Origin of the sequence: Agromyces sp. H66, assembly GCF_004959775.1 — a bacterium.
GTDB lineage: Bacteria > Actinomycetota > Actinomycetes > Actinomycetales > Microbacteriaceae > Agromyces.
Genome location: NZ_SJZG01000003.1, coordinates 427568 through 448482 on the forward strand (window position 1 = coordinate 427568; position 20915 = coordinate 448482).

A 20915-nucleotide genomic window follows, 5' to 3' on the forward strand; every position below is an offset into this window, starting at 1 on the left:
GGCATGCCCACCGCCCCCGCGATCCGCCTCTCGGGTGTCTCGAAGCGCTACGCCGCCGCGAGTCCCGTCGTGCTCGACGGCATCGACCTCACGGTCGCCCCGGGCGAGTTCGTGTGTCTCCTCGGCGCCTCGGGCTGCGGCAAGTCGACGCTCCTCGGGATCATCGCCTGCCTCGACACGGCGAGCGCGGGCACCGTCGAGGTCGAGGGCCGCGCCGCTGTGATGTTCCAGGAGGCGTCGCTGCTGCCGTGGCTCAGCGCCCGGCGCAACGTCGAGCTCGCGCTGCGGCTCGGCCGCGCCGACCTGCCGCGACCCGCCCGCCGGGCACGCGCGCTCGAACTGCTCGACCTCGTGAATCTCGCGGATGCCGCGGAGAAGCGCCCGCACGAGCTCTCGGGCGGCATGCGGCAGCGCGTCGCCCTGGCCCGTGCCCTCGCGCAGGACCGCGAGGTGCTGCTCATGGACGAGCCGTTCGCCGCGCTGGACGCGATCACGCGCGACCTGCTGCACGAGGAGCTCGAGCGGGTCTGGCGCGAGACGGGACGCACGATCGTGTTCGTGACCCACAACGTGCGGGAGGCCGCGCGGCTCGGGCAGCGTGTGCTGCTCATGTCGAGCCGCCCGGGCCGGATCGTGAACGAGTGGCGGGTCGCCGACGATGCGCCTCGCCGCATCGAGTCGCCGCAGGTCTCCGCCCTCTCGGTCGAGATCACCGAGCAGCTGCGAAGGGAGATCCTCCGCAATGCCGCCTGAGACGCTCGTCGCAGCCTCCGCCGCGGCCGCCGACACGCACGCCGACGACCTCCGAACTCTCGAGGCCGGCCTCGACCGGCTGCAGACCGACGTCGAACGCCCGCTGCCGTGGTGGCGCCGAGCGATCGACGGCGTGCTGCCGCCCGTGCTGCTCGTCATCGTGCTGCTCGCCGCCTGGCAGGCGTACACGGTCATCGCGCAGCCGCGGCCCGACCTCGCGCCCGGACCGCTCGATGTCGCCGCCGCGCTCGGCGAGGCGTGGAACGACGGACGCCTGCAGCTCGCGGTGGCCACGAGCCTCGAGCGCGGCATCCTCGGGTTCCTCATCGCCGTCGCCGTCGGCACGCCGCTCGGCCTGCTCCTCGCGGAGTGGGCGCCGCTCCGCCGCGCACTCGGACCGCTCATCTCGGGTCTGCAGGTGCTGCCGTCGGTCGCGTGGGTGCCCGCGGCGATCCTCTGGTTCGGACTGTCGGATGCCACGGTGTACTTCGTCGTGCTCATGGGCGCGATCCCGTCGATCGTGAACGGACTCGTGGCCGGCGTCGCCCAGGTGCCGCCGCAGCTGCGCCGGGTCGGACGCGTGCTCGGCGCCTCGAGGCTCGAGCTCGCGACATCCGTCGTGCTGCCGGCCGCGCTGCCGGGTTACCTCGCCGGGCTCAAGCAGGGCTGGGCGTTCTCGTGGCGCTCGCTCATGGCCGCGGAGATCATCGCGTTCGGCGGCTCGATCGGCTTCGGGCTCGGCTCGCTGCTGCAGCAGGGTCGCGACCTCGCCGACCTCGCGGGCGTGCTCGGCACGATCCTCGTCATCCTCGCGCTCGGCATCGTCATCGAGCTGCTCGTCTTCGCACCCGTCGAACGCGGCCTGCTGCGCCGCCGCGGACTCACCGGAGGGACCCCATGACGAACACCCCGATCGGAAACGTCACGCTCGTCGGCGCCGGCCCCGGCGATGCGGGGCTCCTCACGATCCGCGGACTCCGGGCGCTCGAGGCCGCCGATGTCATCGTCGCCGACCGGCTCGGCGCCCGGGGCGTGCTCGACGGTCTCGCGGCCGACGGCGTGCACCTCCACGCCGAGGTCGTCGACGTCGGCAAGCTCCCCGGCCACCACGCCGTGCCGCAGGACGCGATCAACGAGCTGCTCGTCACCCTCGCCTCCGACGGCAAGCAGGTCGTGCGACTGAAGGGCGGCGATCCGTTCATCTTCGGGCGCGGCGGCGAGGAGGTCACGTTCTGCCGCGACCACGGCATCAGCGTCGAGGTCGTGCCCGGCATCACGAGCGCCATCTCGGTGCCCGCGATCGCCGGCATCCCCCTCACGCACCGGGGCCTGGCCACGACCTTCACCGTGGTCACCGGCCACGACCAGATCCAATCGCTGGGCGGTAGACGCGACCACACCGTCGTGCTGCTCATGGGCATCGGCACGCTCGCCAACTCCGCGATCACCCTGGCTCGCGGCGAGCGCGGCGGCGGATGCCCCGTCGCGATCATCGAGGACGGCTACGGGCCGCGACAGCGGGTGACGATCGGCACGCTCGACACGATCGCACTGCAGGCGGCGCGCCGGGGCATCCGCTCGCCCGCCGTTGTCGTGGTCGGCGATGTCGTCTCCCTCAGCCCGTATGCCCCCGAAACGCTGGTTTCGACCGGCGCACCCAGCGAACCCCACCGAAAGGCCACCACCCGATGACCCTCTCCCTCCGCGTCGCGATCGTCGGCGCCGGCCCCGCCGGCATCTACGCCGGCAACATCCTTCACCGCCAGGTCTCGGAAGCCGGCGGCACCGTCGCAATCGACCTGTTCGAGTCGCTGCCCGCGCCGTACGGCCTGATCCGCTACGGCGTCGCCCCCGACCACCCGCGCATCAAGGGCATCGTGACCTCGCTGCACGAGATGCTCGACGCGGGCACGATCCGGCTCATCGGCAACGTCGAGGTGGGCCGCGACATCACGGTCGACGAGCTGCGCGCGCGCTACGACGCGGTGATCTTCGCGACGGGCGCCCTGAGGGACGCCCCGCTCGACATCCCCGGCATCGACCTGCCCGGATCCTACGGCGCGGCGGACTTCGTCGCCTGGTACGACGGACACCCCGACGTGCCGCGCGACTGGCCGCTCGATGCGCGCGAGGTCGCCGTCATCGGCAACGGCAACGTCGCCCTCGACGTCGCACGCATGCTGGCGAAGCATCCGAAGGACCTCATCCCCACGGATGTCCCGGCCAACGTGCTCGCCGGCCTCGAGGCGTCGCCCGTGACCGACGTGCACGTGTACGGCCGCCGCGGGCCGCTGCACGTCAAGTTCACGCCCATCGAGCTCCGCGAGCTCGGCGAGGTGCCCGACGTCGACGTGATCGTGTACGACGACGACTTCGAGCGGGCCGCCGGCGACCCGCACGCGGAGGCATTGCTCGCGTCGAACAACCAGGTGAAGGTGATGAGCCGCACGCTGAACGGCTGGCGCCGCTCCGAATGGGCCCCTGAGCCTGTCGAAGGGGCCGCGTCGCGCCGCCTGCACCTGCACTTCCTGCACACGCCCGTCGAGGTGCTCGGCGACGACCGCGTCGAGGGCGTGCGCTTCGAGCGCACCCGGCCGGTCGGCGACGGCTCGGTCGAGGGCACCGGCGAGTTCGTCGACGTGCCCGTGCAGGCCGTGTACCGCGCCGTCGGCTACGCGAGCTCGCCCGTGGCGGGCCTGCCGTTCGACGAGCGTCGCGCGGTGATCCCCAACGAGGGCGGACGCGTGACGGATGCCTCGGGCGCACCGGTCCCCGGCGTCTACGCGACCGGCTGGATCAAGCGCGGCCCCGTCGGCCTCATCGGACACACGAAGGGCGACGCGCTCGAGACCATCACGAACCTGGTGGCGGATGCCGCGGCCGGCGTGCTGCCCGCACCGCAGGTCGACGCGGGGCCCGACGGCGACGAGGTGTTCGAGCTGCTCGAGGCTCGCGGCATCCGCTTCACGACCTGGGCCGGATGGCTCGAGCTCGATGCACACGAGCGCGGCCTCGGCGAGGCGTGGGAGCCGACGGATGCCGCGTACGCCGGCGCCGCCCGCGAGCGCGTGAAGGTCGTGCCGCGCGACGAGCAGGTCGAGATCTCGCGGGCCGGCGCGCTGGTGGGCTCGTGACATACGTCATCGCGCTGCCGTGCGTCGACGTCAAGGACCGCGCGTGCGTCGACGAATGCCCGGTGGACTGCATCTACGAGGGCGAGCGGTCGCTGTACATCCACCCCGACGAGTGCGTGGACTGCGGCGCGTGCGAGCCCGTGTGCCCGGTCGAGGCGATCTACTACGAGGACGACCTGCCCGAGGTCTGGGCCGACTACTACCGGGCGAACGTCGAGTTCTTCGACGAGCTCGGGTCGCCTGGGGGCGCAGCGAAGGTGGGGGCGCTCGCGTTCGACCACCCGGTGGTGGCGGCGGTGCCGGTGCGGGCGTAGGAGTCGCGCCCCCGCGGTCAGCGGTGCTTCGCTCGGACGACGCGCTCGTAGAAGGCGAGGTGCGCCCGCGTCACGGCAGCGTCGTCGAGCAGGCCGGGAGTCTGGGGGGCGGATGCCGCGAGCCGCACCCGGAGCGCGGCATCCGCGTCGAGGCGGGCGAGCGCAGACGCGAGCGCGCCGACGTCACGCGGTGGCACGAGGAGCCCGTTGCGGCCGTCGTCGATCCACTCGGACGGGCCGCCCTCGTCGGCCGCGATCACGGCGCGCCCCGCTGCGAGATACTGCAGCACGTTCTGGCCGAGCGGCTCGGGTCGGGTGGATGCCTGCACCGCGACATCCCACCCCGCGAGCAGGGCGTCGACGTCGTCGACGTGCCCGAGGAAGTCGACCCGATCGCCGACGCCCAGCGTCTCGGCGGTGCGGCGGAGCTCCTCGAGGTGCCCCTCGTGCCCGAAGGGCGCGTCGCCGGCGAACTGGAGGCGCGCGTCGCGGCCGCGGTCGCGGAACGCGCGGGCGAACGCCTCGAGCAGGAGGTGCTGCCCCTTCCACGGGTCGATGCGAGCGAGCATGCCGACCGTTCGGACAGGGCCGTCGGCCCGGGTGTCCGCCGGCGCCTTGCCCACGCGAAGGCCGGACGCGCTCGGGATGACCTCGGCCACGACGTCGGGCCGCAGGTATGCGCGAGCCGAGTCGAGCGTGGCACTCGAGTTCGCGATCACGCCGTCGGCGCGGGGCAGCACGACCCGCACCATAAGCGAATGACCCGACCGACCGAGCGCCTCGGGTTCGACGAGGTCGCGCAGGTGCACGACGAACGGCTTCCGCGACCAACGCGCGGCGAGCGCGCCGTAGGCGGCGGCGCGTGCCGTGTTGGCGTCGACGAGATCCGCGGTCGCGAAGGCACGCGAGCTCCTCGTCGCGATGGCCTGAGCGACGACTCGTGCGCCCACCGAGACGGCCGCACGCCGCCCGCCCGAACTCGCACCAGCTGGCTGGCGCACTCCTGACATCTGCCGTGGGACTCTGGCGGGCACCGCGTCGTAGACGCCGGCGCCGCCGTCGGGCGAGCGGGCGAGCAGCAGGAACGGCGACCAACCGGGCTCGGCCCGGAGCATCCGCAGCAATGCGTATTCGGCGCCGCCGCCGACCGTGGTGTGGTCGAGGTGCAGTACGCGGAGCGTCACGCCTGGCGCCTGTCGCTGCGTGTGGATGCCGCGCTGCCCCGCTCGGGGAACGTGTACTCGGCGGCCTCCACGGCCTCTCGGTAGGCGGCGATCTCGGGGCGGGGCATGCCGAACAGGGCGCCGGCGAGTTCGGCGAGCGCGGGCACCTCCTCGCGGGCCATCTGCCGGTAGGCCTCGTCGTCCTTGCCCTGCGGGTCGACGATGTCGTCTTCACCGCCGGCAGCGGCGATGCGGTTGTCAGCGATCGCGAGCACCCGAGCCCGCAGCTCGGCGAGTGAATGGGGGGCCGGCCACTCCGGCAGCGCCTCGGCGACCCGGCCCGCTTCGCGGATCGTGAAGGTTCGCACGAGTGCGCCCGGCACCAGGCCCAGCACGCTGTCGCGCTGGTCATGCGACGAGACGAGCACCAGATCGGCCGCACGGAGGTGCGCCTCGGTGATCTGGGCGGCACGATGATGCGACCCGTCGGCGCCGAGCGCCTCGGCGATGACCTTGGTCCGCCGGCCCATCGCGGAGCCGACCGGCGCACCAAGTCCTGCGCTCGTGACGCGCACGTGTTCGGCCGCCCCCTTGGGCAGGTACCAGTGAGCCCACCTGTCGAGCAACACGGCGCCCAGCGCCGAACGATTGACGTTGCCCTGGCAGACGACGAGCACCGTGAACACGTCGCGATCCACCGCGTCACCTTCCTGCTCGCCGCTGGTCCGGGCCCGCCGCCCGGATAGGGTTTCATAGGAGTCTACGAGGGAGGTGAGGTGCGCTCACTCAGGGTCTCGCACAGCGCGGTCGTCGACGAGTGGCGCGGTCGCGAACGCGCGCTCACGAGCCTCGGCGTCGACGTCACGCTCCTCTGCGCCGAGCAGTGGCACGCGGGCGGCAGTTCCGTGACGCTCGAGCCACGTGACGGTGAACGGGTGGTCGGCGTGCGCACCTTCGGACACCACCCCGCGCTCTTCCTCTACGACCCGCGTCCGATCTGGCGGGCGCTCGGCGAGCGGTACGACGTCATCGACGTGCATGAGGAGCCCTTCGCCCTTGCGACCGCCGAGATCCTGCTGCTGCGCGCCCTACGGAAGCACCCGCGCCGCACGCCCGTGGTGCTCTATACCGCCCAAAATCTGCGGAAACGCTACCCGGTGCCGTTCCGATGGTTCGAGCGCTGGGCGCTGCGCGCGGCATCCGGCATCTCGGCCTGCAACGCGGAGGCGGCGCGCATCGTCGAGGACAAGGGGTTCGCGGGGCGGGCGCGGGTGATCCCGCTCGGGATCGACGAACAGCGATTCAGGCCAGCGGATGCCTCGGCCGCGTCGGCGCCGCCTCGAGACCTCGGCCCCGCATCCATCGTGGTCGGGTTCCTCGGCCGTCTCGTGCCCGAGAAGGGCGTGCTCGTGCTGCTCGACGCCGTCGCCCGCGACCCGCGCCTTCGTCTCCGCATCGCCGGGTCGGGCCCCCTTGCCCCAGAACTGGGGGGTCGGGCCACCGCGGTGGGCATCGCCGACCGTGTCGAGGTCGTCGGGCCGATCGATCCCGACGCCGTGGTCGACTTTTACCGCACCCTCGACGTGCTCGCCGTGCCGTCACTCCCGACGACGTCGTGGACCGAGCAGTTCGGCCGCGTGGCCGTCGAGGCGATGGCGTGCGGGGTGCCGGTCGTCTCGAGCGACGCCGGCGCCCTACCCGACGTGGTGGGTCGCGCCGGCCTCGTCGTGCCGGCCGGTGATGCGGCGGCCCTCGCGAGCGCACTCGTCGAGGCGGGCCGGGAACGTGCCGACGAGTTGCGCGCGCGCGGTCTCGAACGTGCGGCGATCTGCACTTGGGATGCCGTGGGACGCCAGTACCTCGATCTCTACCGAGCGGTGCTGCACGAGGCATCCACCGCCGCCCCTGACACCCCCGACCCCGCCCGCCCGGTCGAGGTGATCGTGGTCGCCTACGGCGCGCCCGAACTGCTGCGCCGGGCGGTCGAGCCTGTGGCCGCGCTGCCGGTCACCGTCGTCGACAACTCGTCGCTTCCCGAGATCGCGGCGATCTGCGCCGAGCTCGGCGTGCGCTACCTCGACCCGGGCCGGAACGGCGGCTTCGCTGCGGGCGTGAACGTCGGCCTGCGAGATCGCCTCGTGCCCGGCGCCGACGTGCTGCTTCTCAATCCCGACGCGACCATCTCGCCCGAGGACATCGCCGTGCTGCGGCGGGTCCTTCGGGCGCACGACGACCTCGCGAGCGTCGGACCGGCGCAGGTCGACGAGCACGGACACGTCGCTCGCGTCGCCTGGTGGCTGCCGTCGCCGGGCGGCACCTGGTTCGAGGCGCTCGGGCTCGCCCGGCTGCGCCGCGACCCGTCGTACGTCATCGGCTCGGTGCTGCTGCTCCGCGCTGAGGCGCTCGACCAGGTCGGCGCGTTCGACGAGCGCTTCTTCCTCTACGCCGAGGAAGCCGACTGGGCGTACCGCGCGCACCGCCTCGGCTGGCGCCACGCCGGCGTACCCGAGGCCCGCGCGACGCACGTCGGCGCGGGCACCGGTGGCGACCCCCGGCGGCGGGAGGCGCACTTCCACGCGTCGCAGGAGCGTTACCTCCGCAAGCACTACGGCGCCATCGGCTGGCAGTGGGCGAGGCTCGGCCAGCTGGTCGGGGCGACCGCTCGGGCCATCGTGCTGCCGGGCGACCGCGGGCGATCGGCGCGGCGACGGGCGGCCCTGTACCGGCTGGGGCCGGTGCGGGTCGAGGCGCGGTTCCGGCGGGAGGCGGCGGCCAGCGGTCGCGACGCGGCGATCCGGCGTGTGGCGCTCGTCGCGTCGTCGTACGCACCGCACTTCGGTGGTGTCGAAGAGCACGTGCGTCAGGTTGCGCACGAGCTCTCGCAGCGGGGCGACACGGAGATCGAGGTGTGGACCGTCGACCGAGGGGAGCACCTCGGGGTCCGCGACGTCGACGGCGTCGTGGTGAGATACCTGCCGACGCCGCTGCCGGCCCGCAACCTCCGTTCGATGCTCGCCCTCGTGCGCGATGTCCCGCAGGCGCTCATTGCGTGGTCGCGGGCTCGGCGATCGTTCCGGCCCCAGCTGCTGCACGTGCACTGCTTCGGGCCGAACGGGGTCTACGCGCTGGTGCTCGGGCGGCTCTGGCGACTGCCGATCGCGGTCACATCCCACGGTGAGACCTCTGCCGACGACCACGGCGCGTTCGCACGGTCCGCCCTCCTGCGGCGAACGCTGCGCACCGCACTGGGTCGTGCGCGTTTCGTCACCGCGCCATCCGAGTGGGTGCTCAATGAGCTGCGCACCTCCTTCGGCCTACGGGATGGAGGCGTGGTGCCGAACGGCGTCGTCACGGACGTCGGGTGTCCCGATTCGGTGGTCGGCCGGCTCCCGGCTCTCGACGATCCGGCGCCCTTCTTCGCCGCTGTCGGCCGCCTCGGTCCCCTCAAGGGGTTCGACCTGTTGCTCGACGCCTTCGCCAGTGCCGGGCTGCCCGAGGACACCCGGCTGTTGATCGGCGGCGACGGCCCCGAGCGCAGCGCCATAGAGCGACGCATCGTAGATCTCGGCCTCACCGGAAGGGCGGAGCTGCTCGGGCGGCTCGATGCCGGAGAGGTGGCCCGCGTGATGGAGCGGTCGATCGCCGTCGCCGTCCCGAGCCGCCTCGAACCGTTCGGCATCGTCGCCCTCGAGGCGTGGCGTGCCGCCGCGGCGCTCATCATGACCGACCGTGGCGGGGGTCCGGAGTTCGTGCGCGACGGCATCGACGGTCTCCTCGTCGATCCCGTCGATCGTGACGCCCTCGCGACCGCGTTGCGCCGGGTCCACGACGATCTCGACCTGCGAGTGCGACTCGCGCACGGCGGCCGCGCCCGGGTGTCCGAGTTCAGCTGGTCCCGCGTCGCCGCCGCGTATCGCGCCCGCTACGGCCTCGGATGACTTGGGCAGCCGGTCATCCGACCGAGCGCCACACCCGTGCGTGATCACGGGCCGAGGCGTCCCAGGTGAACCCGGCGGCTCGTGCTCGCCCGGCCGCCACGAGCGCGGCGACCGCCGGGTCATCGCCCGTGACGGCGAGGAGTCCCTCGGCCACGCCTGCTCCGGTCGGCTCCACGAGCACGGCGGCGTCGCCGGCGACCTCGGGCAGGCTGCTCGTGCGGGCAGCGACGACGGGCACGTTCGCGGCCATCGCCTCGAGCACGGGGAGGCCGAATCCCTCGTAGAGCGAGGGCACGACGACAGCTGCCGCCCCGGCGACGAGTCCGGGTACGAGCCCGTCGGCGACGCGACCGAGCAACTGGGTGCCGGGCATGCCGTCGAAGAGTGCGGTGCGTGTCGGGTGAGGGGGGCCGCTGAGCACGAGCATGAGATCGGGGCGATTCCGATGCACGAGCGGCCATGCCTCCGCGAGCGCCGGCAGGTTCTTCCGGCTCGACGCCCCGCCCGCGTGCAACACGTAGCGCTCGGGCAACCGAAGTGCCGTTCTCTCGGCCTCACCCAAGGGCGCGGCATCGAAGAACGCGTCGTCGATGCCGTTGTGCACAACGTACGGGTCGCGGATCCCGAGGAACTCGACCGCCTCGTTCGCGCTGAACTCCGACACGCAGATCACGGCATCCGCCCGACGGGCCTCCGCGGCCGCGGCGGTGACGGGAGGCGACTCGTCGGGGAATCTCCACGCCACGACGTCGTGGATCGTGATGACATCCCCGTCGGGGGCGGGCGGGAGCTCGAGGTTCATCCGATGGGTGACCGTGTCACCGGAGAAGAGCAGCCGGCCGAGCTGCCGGCGGATCGCGGGCGATGCTCGCGTCACGGCACCGAACGGGAGACGGCGGTTTCCAGGCAGGGGGGAGGACATCGAGCGGAATACCGCGCGGCGGACCCGCCAACCGTCGCCGAGCGCTTGCGCGGCGCGCTCGGTGATGCGTTCCTGGTAGACGGACGCGCCCATGGGCGCCGCGGTCGCGACGGTTGCGATGGTGAGCAACGACGGAGCGGGGCGCGACCGGTCGTCTGCGCTGTCCTGCACGAGATCCGAGTTTACGTGCTCCGGCCGACGTGCTCAGGTCGCCCAGAGGCGGTCGGGATAGGGTTGCTGCTGAGTTCCGGCGACCGAGGCCGCCGATGAGGTCTGGAAGAGCTGGGAGAGTCGTGGCTGCAGCATCCGAGGCATCAAATGTCTCCGAACTGCCCGACGCCCCGCTCACCGACACGGTTCAGGCTGACGCACTCCATATCGTGCAGATCGCGCCGGCGATCTCCAGCGGGAGCGGTGTCGAGGGTGTGGCGTTCAACCTCGAACGCGAGTTCCGCGCGAGGGGTGCGACGGTCGAGCGCTTCACCGCCGCGACGGCAGGTCGGATTCGCCATGGACGTCGGACGTCGGCGATCGGCACGCACCTCGAACGTGCCCGGAATGTGGTCTGGTTCAGCACGGTCGGCACGGCGAGGGCCAGGCGGTTCCTGGCCGAGCGACCTGATGCGGTCAGCATCTGCCACAACGACGCCCTCGCCGGCGATGTCTACGTCAACCATGGGCTGCTGCAGGTGGCGATGCGAGCACGCGGCCACTACTTCTGGCGGATGATTCGGAATCCCGTGCACCTCTTCACGGCGGCCCGTGACCGCGTGCGCTACCGCGGGAAGGCCCACCGCGCTGTGGTCGCCCTCACCGAGCACGAGGCCGAACTGCTGGTGTCGACGTACGGGCGGGTGCGTCCACCCATCCGGGTGATCCCCAACGGGGTCGACACCCAGGTGTTCAGACCGGCCACATCCGAGGAGCGGACCGCGGCGAGCGCAATGATCGGCCTGCCCGAGGATCTGATGCTCGCGCTGTTCGTGGGCCACGAGTTCGAGCGGAAAGGCCTCCCGCTCGTCATGGAGGCGCTGCGGCACGCCCCCGAGGTGGGCCTCGTCGTGGTCGGCGGCACTCCCGCGATGATCCGCCAGGCCGACGGACTCGCACGGCACCGCGGAGTCGCTGATCGAGTCGCCTTCGTCGGTCGTCACCTGGATGTGGTGCCGTTCTATCACGCCGCCGACGTGTTCGTACTGCCGAGTTATTACGAGTCGAGCGGTCTGGTCTTCCTCGAAGCGCTCGCATGCGGGCTACCGGTCGTGGCGACCCGGGTGGGAATCGCTCCAGAGCTCATCGCCGACGGCGAGAACGGGTACCTCGTCGACCGCGATTCCACCGTGATCGGCGCTCGCCTGCACGAGCTTTCGCAGCGGGACCTCTCCGAGTGGCGCGAGCGGGCGCGTCGCACCGCCGACCAGCACGGGTGGCCTGCGATCGCCGACCGCTACCTCGACCTCCTCGCGGAGATGCGCGACCTGAAGCGGCGCCGATGACCGGGTCGTTGCGCATCCTGCATGCGATCCGCTCCGACGGGTTCTCGGGCGTCGAGCGCTTCGTACTGCGTCTCGCGCGCCAGCAGCGTGCGGACGGGCACCAGGTAGCGGTGATCGGCGGTGCCACTGAGCGCATGCGCGAGGCGCTCGACCCGATCGGCGTCGCACACGCCGCTGCGGCCCGCACGCAGGAGGTCGCCCGCGCCGTCCGGGGACTCGCTTCGGGGTTCGATGTCGTCAATACGCATATGACGGCCGCCGAACTCGGCGCGGCGGCCGGCCTGGCCGGACGTCTTCGACGCCCCGCCGTCGTCGCGACACGGCATTTCGCCAAGCCGCACGGCCGTATCGGACCGATACCGGTGAGCCTGCTCGTGCGACCGTTCATCGACGCCCAGCTTTCGATCAGTCGCGCAGTGGCTTCGGCGATCGATGGGCCGAGCACGGTGGTGCACTCGGGGGTGGAGTCACGACCCTTGCATGACGGCCTGCTCCGAGAGCGCACCGTGCTCATGGCTCAGCGACTGCAGCCAGAGAAGCACGGACACATCGGCATCCGTGCATTCGCAGCGGCAGGGCTCGCCGACACCGGGTGGACCCTCGAGATCGCGGGGCAGGGCCCCGAGCAGGCCGCGCTCGAAGCGTTGACCGGTGAGCTCGGCATCGGACACGCGGTGCGATTCCTCGGCTACCGCGCCGACCTTCCCGAGATCATGGATCGCGCCGGACTGCTCCTCGCGCCGTGCCCGGTCGAAGGGCTCGGTCTCACGGTGCTCGAGGCGATGGCAGGGGGCCTGCCCGTCGTCGCTGCCGGAGCCGCGGGCCATCTCGACGTGTTCGAAGGACTCGAGGATCGCTGCCTGTTCGACCCCGACGACGTCGACGACGCCGCTGCACGACTACGCCGCCTCGCCGACGACGATGCGGCCCGCTCGACGCTCGGGGTCGTGGTGCACGCGGTGCAGCAGCGTCGCTTCTCCCTGGCGGCCCAGGCCGCCGGTACGGAGCGGGTGTACCGGAGCGTGCTGCGCTGACGACCTTGCCGGCTCATCGTTCGCGTTCGGCGACGATGCCCTCCGCCAGTTCGAGATACCGGCGAGCGACGTCCGACCAGGTCCACCCGGCGACGCTCGCACGCGCACGCTCACGCCACGGCCCGAGATCCTCGGCGGCAAGCTGCTCCAGCCGGTCGGCGATCTCGCGCGCGTCCTGCCCGACGAGGAAGCCGTTCTCGCCGTTTCGCACGAGATCGGCCGCCACGCCGACGCGGGTCGCGATCACGGGCAGTCCGCTCGCGAGCGCTTCGAGGAAGACGAGCCCGCTCGACTCGTAGTGGCTCGGCAGTACGAACATGTCGGCTGCGGCGAGGAACGACCGCACATCGCCCTGCTGACCCACGAAGAGCACACGATCGGCGACGCCGAGTCGCGCTGCGATCGCCTTCGCCTGGTCGAGCAGCCGCGCGTTGCCGCCGACGACCATGAGCAGCACGGTGGGCGCCGACGCCATCGCCTCGAGCACGATCGGCAGGCCCTTGCGGTCGAACTCGTGTCCCACGAACACGGCGACACGATCCTCGTCATCGAGCTGGAACCGTTCGCGCGACTCGTGACGCTCGAGGTCGGTGGGCGGGCGGAACCGCTCGAGGTCCACTCCGTTCGGGATCACCGTGATCGGCGGGCGCACTCGGCCGTAGGTGCGGGTCAGCACCCCGATCTCGGCGTCGCTGAGCACGACGATGCGACGGTGGATGTTTGAGCGATAGCGGATCAGGTCGCGAACGTGCGTAAAGATATGCGTCGGGTCCCGCAGGAGTCGCAGCACCGAGTTGCCACGCGCCCGCATCGCGGCGAGCAGCACCCCGTGGTTCACATAGACATCGCCGACCATCGCGTTGTTGTGACAGATCGAGACCGCGTCGGGCCGCTCGGTGAGAAAGGCCTTCGCACGACGGGTCCCGACCAGGCTGAACCAGATCCTGCGCTGCGCCTGTGCGATGCGTGCAGTGCGCCATCCTCGAACCCGCACCTCGCGCAGACCGCGCGCTGCAGCGGCGAGGGTGAAGTTCTCCACCTCCACCCCGAGTGCCCGGAACTCCCGATCGAGATTCCACGCGACGCCGGCGACGCCGCTCCCCGGGCCGAGAAACGGCACGATCTGCACGATGCGCATCGGTCCTCCCGGCACCACGATATCCGTCGGGCAGGAGCCCGCCGCTCTCGCTTCCACGGTGTCGGTTACGCTGAGTCGTCCCCCCGCCTTCCCGGACGGAGCCGAATGACCGACCTCATCGTCGTTTCGCTCGAGCGCTGGGACCAGGTCTGGCGGCGCAACCAGCACCTCATCGCCGGACTCCTGGCTCGCGACTCGAACCTGCGGGTGCTGTTCGTGGAGCCTCCCGCCGACCCGATGCACGACCTCCGCTCCAAGCGCCGGCCGCGCCTCGGCGACGGCTTGAGCAAGATCGACGGCATCGCATCGGGTCGCCTGCACCGGCTGCAGCTGACCAAGCGGATGCCGCGCCGGCTCGATCCCCGCACCGACCACCAGCTCGCACGAGGCATTGTTCGCGCCGCCGCACGTCTCGGCATGCGGCATCCGCTGCTCTGGATCAATGATCCCGGCATGGCGATTCTCGCCGAGCGCACGGGATGGCCGACGCTCTACGACATCACCGACGACTGGCTCACCGCCGACCGCCCGGCCGGCGAACTGGAGCGGATCGCCGTCAGCGAGGCGTCCCTCATGCGCGTCGCGCGCGAGGTGGTGGTGTGCTCACCCGAGCTCGTGCGCCGCAAGCAGGCGGTCCGGCGGGTGACGCTCATCCCCAATGCCGTCGACGCGACAGCTTATCGGCGGCCGCGACCGCGACCCGCCGACCTTCCCGACGGCCCGATAGCGCTCTACCTCGGCACGGTGCATCGCGACCGCATCGATGTCGCACTCTGCGCGACGACGGCTCACGCAATCGGGCCGGATGCCTCGCTCGTACTCGTCGGCCCGAACGTGCTCTCCCGCAGCGATAGTGAGCTGCTACGCCGCGCCCGCGCCCTGCTGCTCGGCCCCCGGGCGCGTGAGGAGGTGATCGGCTACCTGCAGCACGCCGACGTGCTGGTCGTTCCGCACGTGGTGACCGCGTTCACCGACAGCCTCGACCCGATCAAGCTGTACGAGTACCAAGCAGTCGGGCGGCCGGTGGTGTCGACCCCGGTCGCGGGATTTCGCGATGCCGACGACCCGCGCATCACGATTGCCGGCGGCGACTTCGTGGAGGCGGTCGCGGCGGCGCTGCCGGCGCGCACCAGGTTCCCAACGGGCGCCGACGGGCCGGTCGCGGACTGGAGCGAGCGGGTCGAGGCGATGAGCGGGGTGCTGGGGCGGCTGGGCCAAACGCTCGGTTGAGCGGTGCAGCCAATCGGAAGTCTCAGTCGACGTGACGAAGCAGTCGGCCGCGGTCATCGATCTGACGTAGCCCGGTCGACGTTGCCTGAATCGTGGACGGGAGGCCGGGATCCTGCACGGCGACGGGAAAATTCGGTCTCAAGGCGAACCCCGGCCCGCCCACGAGGGACAGCGCACGGAGATAGGCGTCGAGCGGGGCACGGATCGTTCGATCGACATCGAGGAGTTCCGCGAAGAAGGCCGCACCGGCGGGGGTGATCAGGTAGCAGTGCGATCCCCACCCGAACATCGCGCGTCGCAGCAACGGTCGAACCGGCGTGACGTTGTTGCGGAACAGCCGGGCAAATCGCCGGACTGCGGCGCTCGAGCGCGCGCGATCGGCCGCCAGCCCGACCGCAGTGGCCTCCTCGGGCGGTGGAATCCAGCCGAGCTGGATGACCTCTGCACGCGGCCGCTCAGCCCGGATCCGCTCCACAGTCGGTCGAAAGCTGTCGAGAAACAGCACATCGTCTTCCAATACCAGATGCAACGAGTCGCTCGGCTGGCCGGCGATGGTGCGCATCAGATCCCTATGCGAGAGGAAACAGCCCACTTCTCCCGGCGTCAGTCCGATACTCGCGGCGGCGTCGCCGGTGCGGGCGGCGAACACCTGGGTCTCAAGCCCGACGCTCGCCGCACGTGCGCGTGCCAGTTCCAAGCGCACGGTCTGACCGGGCACGTTGATGATGTAGCTGGTTAAGGAGCTGTCATCGAGCACAACGCTGAGTTTAGCGATGCTGTCGAAGCGCCCAGTCACGCTTACAGCGACACGACGTGGAACCTCATCGATCCGACCAAGCGCCCGACCCGCCGGGCAGCGCGCCCGACCCATTCGCGTCGCGCAGACGGCCGGAAGACGGCCACGGGAGCCGAAACCAGGACGCCCGCCCAGCGCACCAAGGCCCCCGAAATCGATGGGCGCGGGGCTCCAACGGAGCGATAAACCGCATACAGCTGAGCGCTGCCGACGCCCCACTGGTACTGCTGCCGCCACAACTGGCGCAAGGACGATCGCATGCGGTACAGCACTACCGCCTTCGGGACCCGGTAGATCCGGTGGCCGAGCAACTGGGCGTCCCAGCAGAATGCCGTGTCCTCGCCTGCCACGAGAGTTTCGCGGAAGCCGCCGATCTGCTCCCACAGCGCGCGACTCACACCGAGATTGTTGGACGCTGCAGCGTCCAAGAACCCGGCGGAGCCCAGCACGCCCGACCACCGCGTGGCCCTCCCCAAACCGGCACAGGCGTCGCCGTCGAACTCGCCCGCCTCGCGCAGAGAGCCTGCGAACAATGGATGCCTGGCGGCACCCGCCATGTGAACGAGCCAGTCGGCCGCCACCACGTCGTCGGCGTCAACGAAGAGTAGTGTCGCGCCATTAGCCTCGTGCGCGCCTGCGTTGCGCGCGTGACTGGCGCCTCGCACTGCCGATGCGTCGATGACTCGCAACTTGGGAAGCGCACCCTCCCACCGCGCCACCCGGCGCACCGTATCGTCGGTCGAGCCATTGTCGGCTACGACGACTTCCCACGCGCCGTCCCAATCCTGCGCAGCGAGCGCCTCGAGCTGCGCCTCGATGCTCGGTCCCGCATTGTATGCCGGAATGATCACTGAGATCTCGACGGCTGCCGGCACAAATCGATTGTAGAGCGCCAGACGTTCCCACGAGCAGGGGCGGCATTACGATGAACCATGCCCGACTCCCCGCTCGCCAACATCCGGCGCGCCACAGAGTCGGTGCTGCGAGAGCTCCTCCGGCCCGGTGAGCAGGTCGCGCTGCTCGATTATCCGCTGTATTTCAATCCCGGCGATGCCCTGATCTACCTCGGCACGCTCGAGACGCTCTCGCGACTGGACGTCCCGGTCTCATACACGACAGACCTCCACCGGTACTCGCCGGTGCGTCTCGCAGAGCGGCATCCCCGCGGCCCGATCTTGCTTCAAGGCGGCGGCAATTTCGGCGACCAGTACCCACGCCACCAATCGTTCCGCGAGCGTGTGCTCGCCGACTTCCCTGACCGTCGGATCATCCAGTTGCCCCAATCCACCGACATGTCGGTCGAGACCGCCCAGGGCATCCGGCGCCGATACGTGCGGCACGCCGCACTAACCGTCCTACTACGCGATACGAGAAGCATGCGCTTCGCCGAGCAGAACCTCAGCGGAGTCGACGTCCGCCTTTGCCCAGACCTTGCGTTCGGCTATTCGCCGCGGCGCACCGCGACGCCCACGATCGACGTCATCGAGCTGAAGCGGGTTGATCGCGAATCGATCGAGACGACGCTCTTCACGCCAATGGCCGGGGTGTCGGTGCGCAGGAGCGACTGGCGCATCTCTCGGGCCGAACGGCTGGTCTGGAACACACTTCAGGGTCGCCGCACGAAACTCGTACCGCTGGCCATTCCGATGCTCGCCGATTCACCCGCGTACGAGACCGCGGCGCGCATGCTGGTCCGTTCTGCGCATCGGATGCTGGAGCAGGGGCGTATCGTTGTCACCGATCGACTTCACGCGGCGGTACTCGCTGCGCTGATCGGCCGGGCTGTGGTTGCGCGAGACAACGCCAACCGAAAGCTCTCGGCCATCATCGAGGACTATCTGGGTGACCTTGGGGCGGTGATGGCTCCTGACGCGGAAGCTGCGGCAGCCGCGATCCGCCGATCACTCACTCCCAACGACTAGCCTTGCAGGATCATGCGTATCTTCCTGCCGACCGTCGGCGTCCGCCCGGAGATCTCGGCCGTCCGTGAGTTCGAATGGCTTGCTCGCGTGAGTGCATCGTCCCGACACGAGCTGGTGTCGGACGCAGCCTCCGCGGACGCGATCCTCTTCACCGAGTGCCACCAGCTCGACGATCCGATCACCATGACTCGCATTCGCGGCTCGGCCGAGTTCAGCGCGTACCGCGACCGCTGCTACGTCTTCGACCAGCGACCGCGCGCATACTGCAGCCTACCCGGGCTGTACACGAGTGCTCCGCGAAGCTCGTTCCGGCCTGAGTATCAGGTTCCGTGGAGCTACCACAAGCTCAACGACGACCTCGCCGCAACCGGCATCCCGGCGGATCTCCTGGTGTCATTCGTCGGCACCGCGCGATCGCACCCCTGCCGCGAGCAACTGCTGCAACTGCGCCACCCACGGGCGCTGATCGAACGGGTCGACGGACACGTGCCCTGGCGTCCTGACGCGCCGGGATTCCATGAACGGCGCGTCTCGTTCGCGGAATCGCTGCTGCGTTCCTCATTCGTGCTGTGTCCTCGCGGGCGAGCGACCTCTTCGATCAGGTTCTACGAGACCATGGTCGCGGGCAGGGTGCCGGTCGTCTTCTCCGACGAATGGGTCGCCCCTCAGGGTGTCGATCTGTCCGAGTTCGCGATCGTGTGGCCCGAGCGCAATGTCGACGGTCTACTCGACTACTTAGAGCGTCACGAGGAACGAGCGGCCGAGATGGGGCGCCGGGCCCGGCAGCTCTTCGAGGAGCGTTTCGCACCCGAGGTCATGTTCGATCGCATCGGCGACGCCCTCGAACTCCTCGTGGCGACAAGACCGTGGCAGTCTTTCCCCAAGTTCGGATTCATGCCGGATCGTCGCGTGTTCAGGCACGCGGCCGGTATCGCCCGCAAGAAAGCGCAGCGGCTCGGCCGATAGTCACTCAGCTCACGCGGGCGCGGACTGCCTGCTTGGCGGCCCGTGCGAGCTGCCGCGCACTGCGCTGTGAGCGGAGAAACAGGGCATGAACGCGAGAACCTGCCGACCACCGTCGGCCGCGGCTCTCGGCGAAGGCACGGAGCTCGCGAAGCAACGGTCCGTCGCTCGCCAATATCTCGGCAGTGAACGCCGACCGGGCCTCCCGGTACGGTTCGAGCCGGAACGGCACAGGCGTGAACTCATCGAGCATGCCTGCGACCTCGAGGGTGAACATCGTCCGGACGCACTTCCAGCAGCGAGAGCAGTTGCCGATGCGCTGCGGGTCGGGGTCGATGCACACATCGAGATGAGTTCGAAACGGATTCGTGGCGAGCGCGAGGGTCTTCTCGACGCGGCTCAGATCAGGATTCGCCGACTCGATCGTGAGCGACGGCGTCGATAACAGCGGCAGCAAGAACCCATCCGCGTAAGCGATCTCGCCACCGCTTGAAATCCCCGCGTCACCGTACGCGACGGCCGACGCATAGTACGTTCGCCCGATCCCTGCGGAGAGCGCGTGCGCGACCGCGGCATTTCGGAACGTATGCGTCTGCAGGAAGCCCATTCGGGTGAAGTGCGTCTCGAGATTGCTGTCGACCTTCACGAACGGCAGGCCGAGCTCTTCGGCGACCGGCGCGAGCGCGCGGTATCGCGCACTCCAGAGCTCGCGCCCACCATCGCCGAACGCGCCGACGTTGTTGCTCAGCAGATGGGTGATGCGCAGTTCCTCCGGCACCCCCGATGCCAGCGCGTACTCTGCGAGCACCGCGAGCGAGTCAACGCCGCCAGAGAAGCCGGTGGCAACCCCCCGCCCGCGCGCCGCCGACGGACGGGCCTCATCGGCGGAGACGGAGATTCTCGAGTAGTTCGGATGCATCGCTTGAACGAGCGACTGCGCCTCTCGGTTGAGGCGGTGCAGCAGCACCTCGTCGACGGCGCCGCCGAGATGGAGGTCGCGCTGATATCGCATCGCCGGCAGCAGCAGGGCGACGGCGAAGGCATCGGCCTTCGGGGTGATCAGTTCAGCATGCTCAGATTCCACAGCGAACCAGAGCGGCTCCTCGTCTGCGATCGAGGCGTTCAGCCGGATCTGGCCGTCATCGGTGCGGCTGAGTTCGGGCGCGCCGACGACGAGCGTCCCGCCGCGTTTCATCGCCCGCCCCACTCACGCGAATCGGATGCCCCGCTCGCATTGCCAAAGCCGTGGGGTGAGCTGCGCAGGGACTCGAGGGCACGTTCGAGACCGTCGCTGATCCGATTGACGTCTGCGTACGGTGCGGCGGACGCGAAGGCTTCGATATCGGCGCTCGCGAGCGCCTCGTTCAGCGCGACGAACCTCGTCCGACCGGGTGTGAGTGCCGCCTCGTAGTCCCGAAACTTGAAGTCGCCGCCCGTCAGCGGGGGAGTCAACATAGTCCAGAAGGCCGGAATGCCGAAGGCGTCGGCTGTAATGAGTCCGTGCAGGGAGGTGCTGACCACCATCTCGCATGCGGCGATCTGTCGGACGGCCGGAGCGGCCTCTTGATGCACGTCGATGACCTGCGCAGCAGGGCCGATCTTCCGCAGCAGTTCGTCGAGCTCGGCCCCGCCGCGATGATGCCCATGCGGTACGACTCCCACGCGCCAGCGCCGCTCGGGACGGCGAAGATGTCGCGCCACGAGCAGGCCTGGATCTCCGAACGCCACGGGGCCTTGCGCACCGATGAGTTCCGCCGTCAGCGGACCGCGCACGGCGAGGACGCTCGCGTCCGGCAGCGGATGCGGCTGCTCGAGCATCAGCCCCGAGCCCCAGATCGCACCATCGTACGAGCGGGGAAGGAATTCGAGGACGCTGCCGATACCCGACAGTCGGGCGCGAGGCGCCCCACGATGAACCGGGAGTATCCCGTACTTCGGCAGGAGCCATGGAGTCAATGCATCGCCGAAGTTCGGGTGTCCGTCCCACCAGTAGGCGGGAATCACGCGACCTCGGCGCCACATCGCAGGTGTGAGTGCGGTGCGTGAGATCCGGCGGATCGCTCGGAGCCTGCGGCGCGCCGTGCTGTGGTACTTCAGAACGTACCCCCAAAA

At 70.3% G+C, this 20915-nt stretch carries 19 protein-coding genes; 11 read left to right on the forward strand and 8 right to left on the reverse strand.

Annotated elements, in window-relative coordinates; genetic code table 11:
• Window positions 1–3: 3 nt before the first annotated feature.
• The 5 genes from EZM51_RS07895 to fdxA are packed head-to-tail and all read left to right on the forward strand — an operon-like array spanning window position 4 to window position 4201.
• Window positions 4–753: an ABC transporter ATP-binding protein gene (locus tag EZM51_RS07895; RefSeq protein WP_136707683.1), complete on the forward strand. Its 750-nt coding sequence runs from the start codon at window positions 4–6 to the stop codon at window positions 751–753.
• Complete coding sequence (locus tag EZM51_RS07900; protein WP_136707684.1) at window positions 743–1654, forward strand: ABC transporter permease; 912 nt, start codon at window positions 743–745, stop codon at window positions 1652–1654. The genes EZM51_RS07895 and EZM51_RS07900 overlap by 11 nt, the downstream gene beginning before the upstream one ends.
• Window positions 1651–2445: a uroporphyrinogen-III C-methyltransferase gene (cobA, locus tag EZM51_RS07905; protein WP_136707685.1), complete on the forward strand. Its 795-nt coding sequence runs from the start codon at window positions 1651–1653 to the stop codon at window positions 2443–2445. The genes EZM51_RS07900 and cobA overlap by 4 nt, the downstream gene beginning before the upstream one ends.
• On the forward strand, window positions 2442–3887 hold the full coding sequence (locus EZM51_RS07910) for an FAD-dependent oxidoreductase (protein WP_136707686.1): 1446 nt from the start codon (window positions 2442–2444) through the stop codon (window positions 3885–3887). The genes cobA and EZM51_RS07910 overlap by 4 nt, the downstream gene beginning before the upstream one ends.
• Window positions 3884–4201 carry a ferredoxin gene (gene fdxA / locus EZM51_RS07915; protein ID WP_136707687.1) on the forward strand — a complete coding sequence of 106 codons (318 nt, stop codon included), beginning with the start codon at window positions 3884–3886 and terminating at the stop codon, window positions 4199–4201. Before EZM51_RS07910 ends, fdxA begins: the two co-directional genes overlap by 4 nt.
• 17 nt (window positions 4202–4218) lie before the next feature.
• Here the strand turns inward: fdxA and EZM51_RS07920 are convergent, their stop codons facing one another.
• Window positions 4219–5385, reverse strand: coding sequence for a glycosyltransferase (locus tag EZM51_RS07920; RefSeq protein ID WP_136707688.1), 1167 nt, complete (start codon window positions 5383–5385; stop codon window positions 4219–4221).
• Entirely contained in the window at window positions 5382–6062 is a 681-nt protein-coding gene (locus EZM51_RS07925; protein WP_136707689.1) for a hypothetical protein, read from the reverse strand. The genes EZM51_RS07920 and EZM51_RS07925 overlap by 4 nt, the downstream gene beginning before the upstream one ends.
• A gap of 78 nt (window positions 6063–6140) precedes the next feature.
• Here EZM51_RS07925 and EZM51_RS07930 point away from each other — a divergent pair, with 78 nt between their 5' ends.
• Window positions 6141–9302: a glycosyltransferase gene (locus EZM51_RS07930; RefSeq protein ID WP_136707690.1), complete on the forward strand. Its 3162-nt coding sequence runs from the start codon at window positions 6141–6143 to the stop codon at window positions 9300–9302.
• A 13-nt stretch (window positions 9303–9315) separates the two neighbouring features.
• Here the strand turns inward: EZM51_RS07930 and EZM51_RS07935 are convergent, their stop codons facing one another.
• Window positions 9316–10395: a glycosyltransferase family 1 protein gene (locus EZM51_RS07935; RefSeq protein ID WP_248305523.1), complete on the reverse strand. Its 1080-nt coding sequence runs from the start codon at window positions 10393–10395 to the stop codon at window positions 9316–9318.
• A 122-nt stretch (window positions 10396–10517) separates the two neighbouring features.
• Between EZM51_RS07935 and EZM51_RS07940 the strand changes: the two genes are divergently transcribed.
• Both EZM51_RS07940 and EZM51_RS07945 read left to right on the forward strand, forming a co-directional pair.
• Window positions 10518–11720, forward strand: a complete 1203-nt coding sequence (locus tag EZM51_RS07940) for a glycosyltransferase family 4 protein (RefSeq protein ID WP_169053826.1) — start codon at window positions 10518–10520, stop codon at window positions 11718–11720.
• Complete coding sequence (locus EZM51_RS07945) at window positions 11717–12754, forward strand: glycosyltransferase family 4 protein (RefSeq protein ID WP_136707692.1); 1038 nt, start codon at window positions 11717–11719, stop codon at window positions 12752–12754. The genes EZM51_RS07940 and EZM51_RS07945 overlap by 4 nt, the downstream gene beginning before the upstream one ends.
• A 13-nt stretch (window positions 12755–12767) precedes the next feature.
• Here the strand turns inward: EZM51_RS07945 and EZM51_RS07950 are convergent, their stop codons facing one another.
• The gene (locus EZM51_RS07950; RefSeq protein ID WP_136707693.1) at window positions 12768–13892 is read right to left on the reverse strand and encodes a glycosyltransferase family 4 protein; all 1125 of its coding nucleotides are present in this window, start codon (window positions 13890–13892) and stop codon (window positions 12768–12770) included.
• A 105-nt stretch (window positions 13893–13997) separates the two neighbouring features.
• Between EZM51_RS07950 and EZM51_RS07955 the strand changes: the two genes are divergently transcribed.
• On the forward strand, window positions 13998–15122 hold the full coding sequence (locus tag EZM51_RS07955) for a glycosyltransferase (RefSeq protein WP_136707694.1): 1125 nt from the start codon (window positions 13998–14000) through the stop codon (window positions 15120–15122).
• 22 nt (window positions 15123–15144) lie between these two features.
• On the opposite strand, the gene EZM51_RS07960 is transcribed toward EZM51_RS07955, so the two are convergent.
• The gene (locus EZM51_RS07960; RefSeq protein WP_169053827.1) at window positions 15145–15879 is read right to left on the reverse strand and encodes a glycosyltransferase family 25 protein; all 735 of its coding nucleotides are present in this window, start codon (window positions 15877–15879) and stop codon (window positions 15145–15147) included.
• 41 nt (window positions 15880–15920) lie between these two features.
• Complete coding sequence (locus EZM51_RS07965) at window positions 15921–16793, reverse strand: glycosyltransferase (protein WP_169053828.1); 873 nt, start codon at window positions 16791–16793, stop codon at window positions 15921–15923.
• A 57-nt stretch (window positions 16794–16850) separates the two neighbouring features.
• On the opposite strand from EZM51_RS07965, the gene EZM51_RS07970 reads away from it, so the two are divergent.
• Window positions 16851–17840 carry a polysaccharide pyruvyl transferase family protein gene (locus tag EZM51_RS07970; RefSeq protein WP_136707697.1) on the forward strand — a complete coding sequence of 330 codons (990 nt, stop codon included), beginning with the start codon at window positions 16851–16853 and terminating at the stop codon, window positions 17838–17840.
• 114 nt (window positions 17841–17954) lie between these two features.
• Window positions 17955–18806, forward strand: coding sequence for an exostosin family protein (locus EZM51_RS07975; RefSeq protein WP_169053829.1), 852 nt, complete (start codon window positions 17955–17957; stop codon window positions 18804–18806).
• A gap of 4 nt (window positions 18807–18810) precedes the next feature.
• Here EZM51_RS07975 and EZM51_RS07980 read toward each other — a convergent pair whose 3' ends face one another.
• On the reverse strand, window positions 18811–19998 hold the full coding sequence (locus tag EZM51_RS07980) for a hypothetical protein (RefSeq protein ID WP_136707699.1): 1188 nt from the start codon (window positions 19996–19998) through the stop codon (window positions 18811–18813).
• Window positions 19995–20807 carry a polysaccharide pyruvyl transferase family protein gene (locus EZM51_RS07985; RefSeq protein WP_169053830.1) on the reverse strand — a complete coding sequence of 271 codons (813 nt, stop codon included), beginning with the start codon at window positions 20805–20807 and terminating at the stop codon, window positions 19995–19997. Before EZM51_RS07985 ends, EZM51_RS07980 begins: the two co-directional genes overlap by 4 nt.
• Window positions 20808–20915: the final 108 nt, after the last annotated feature.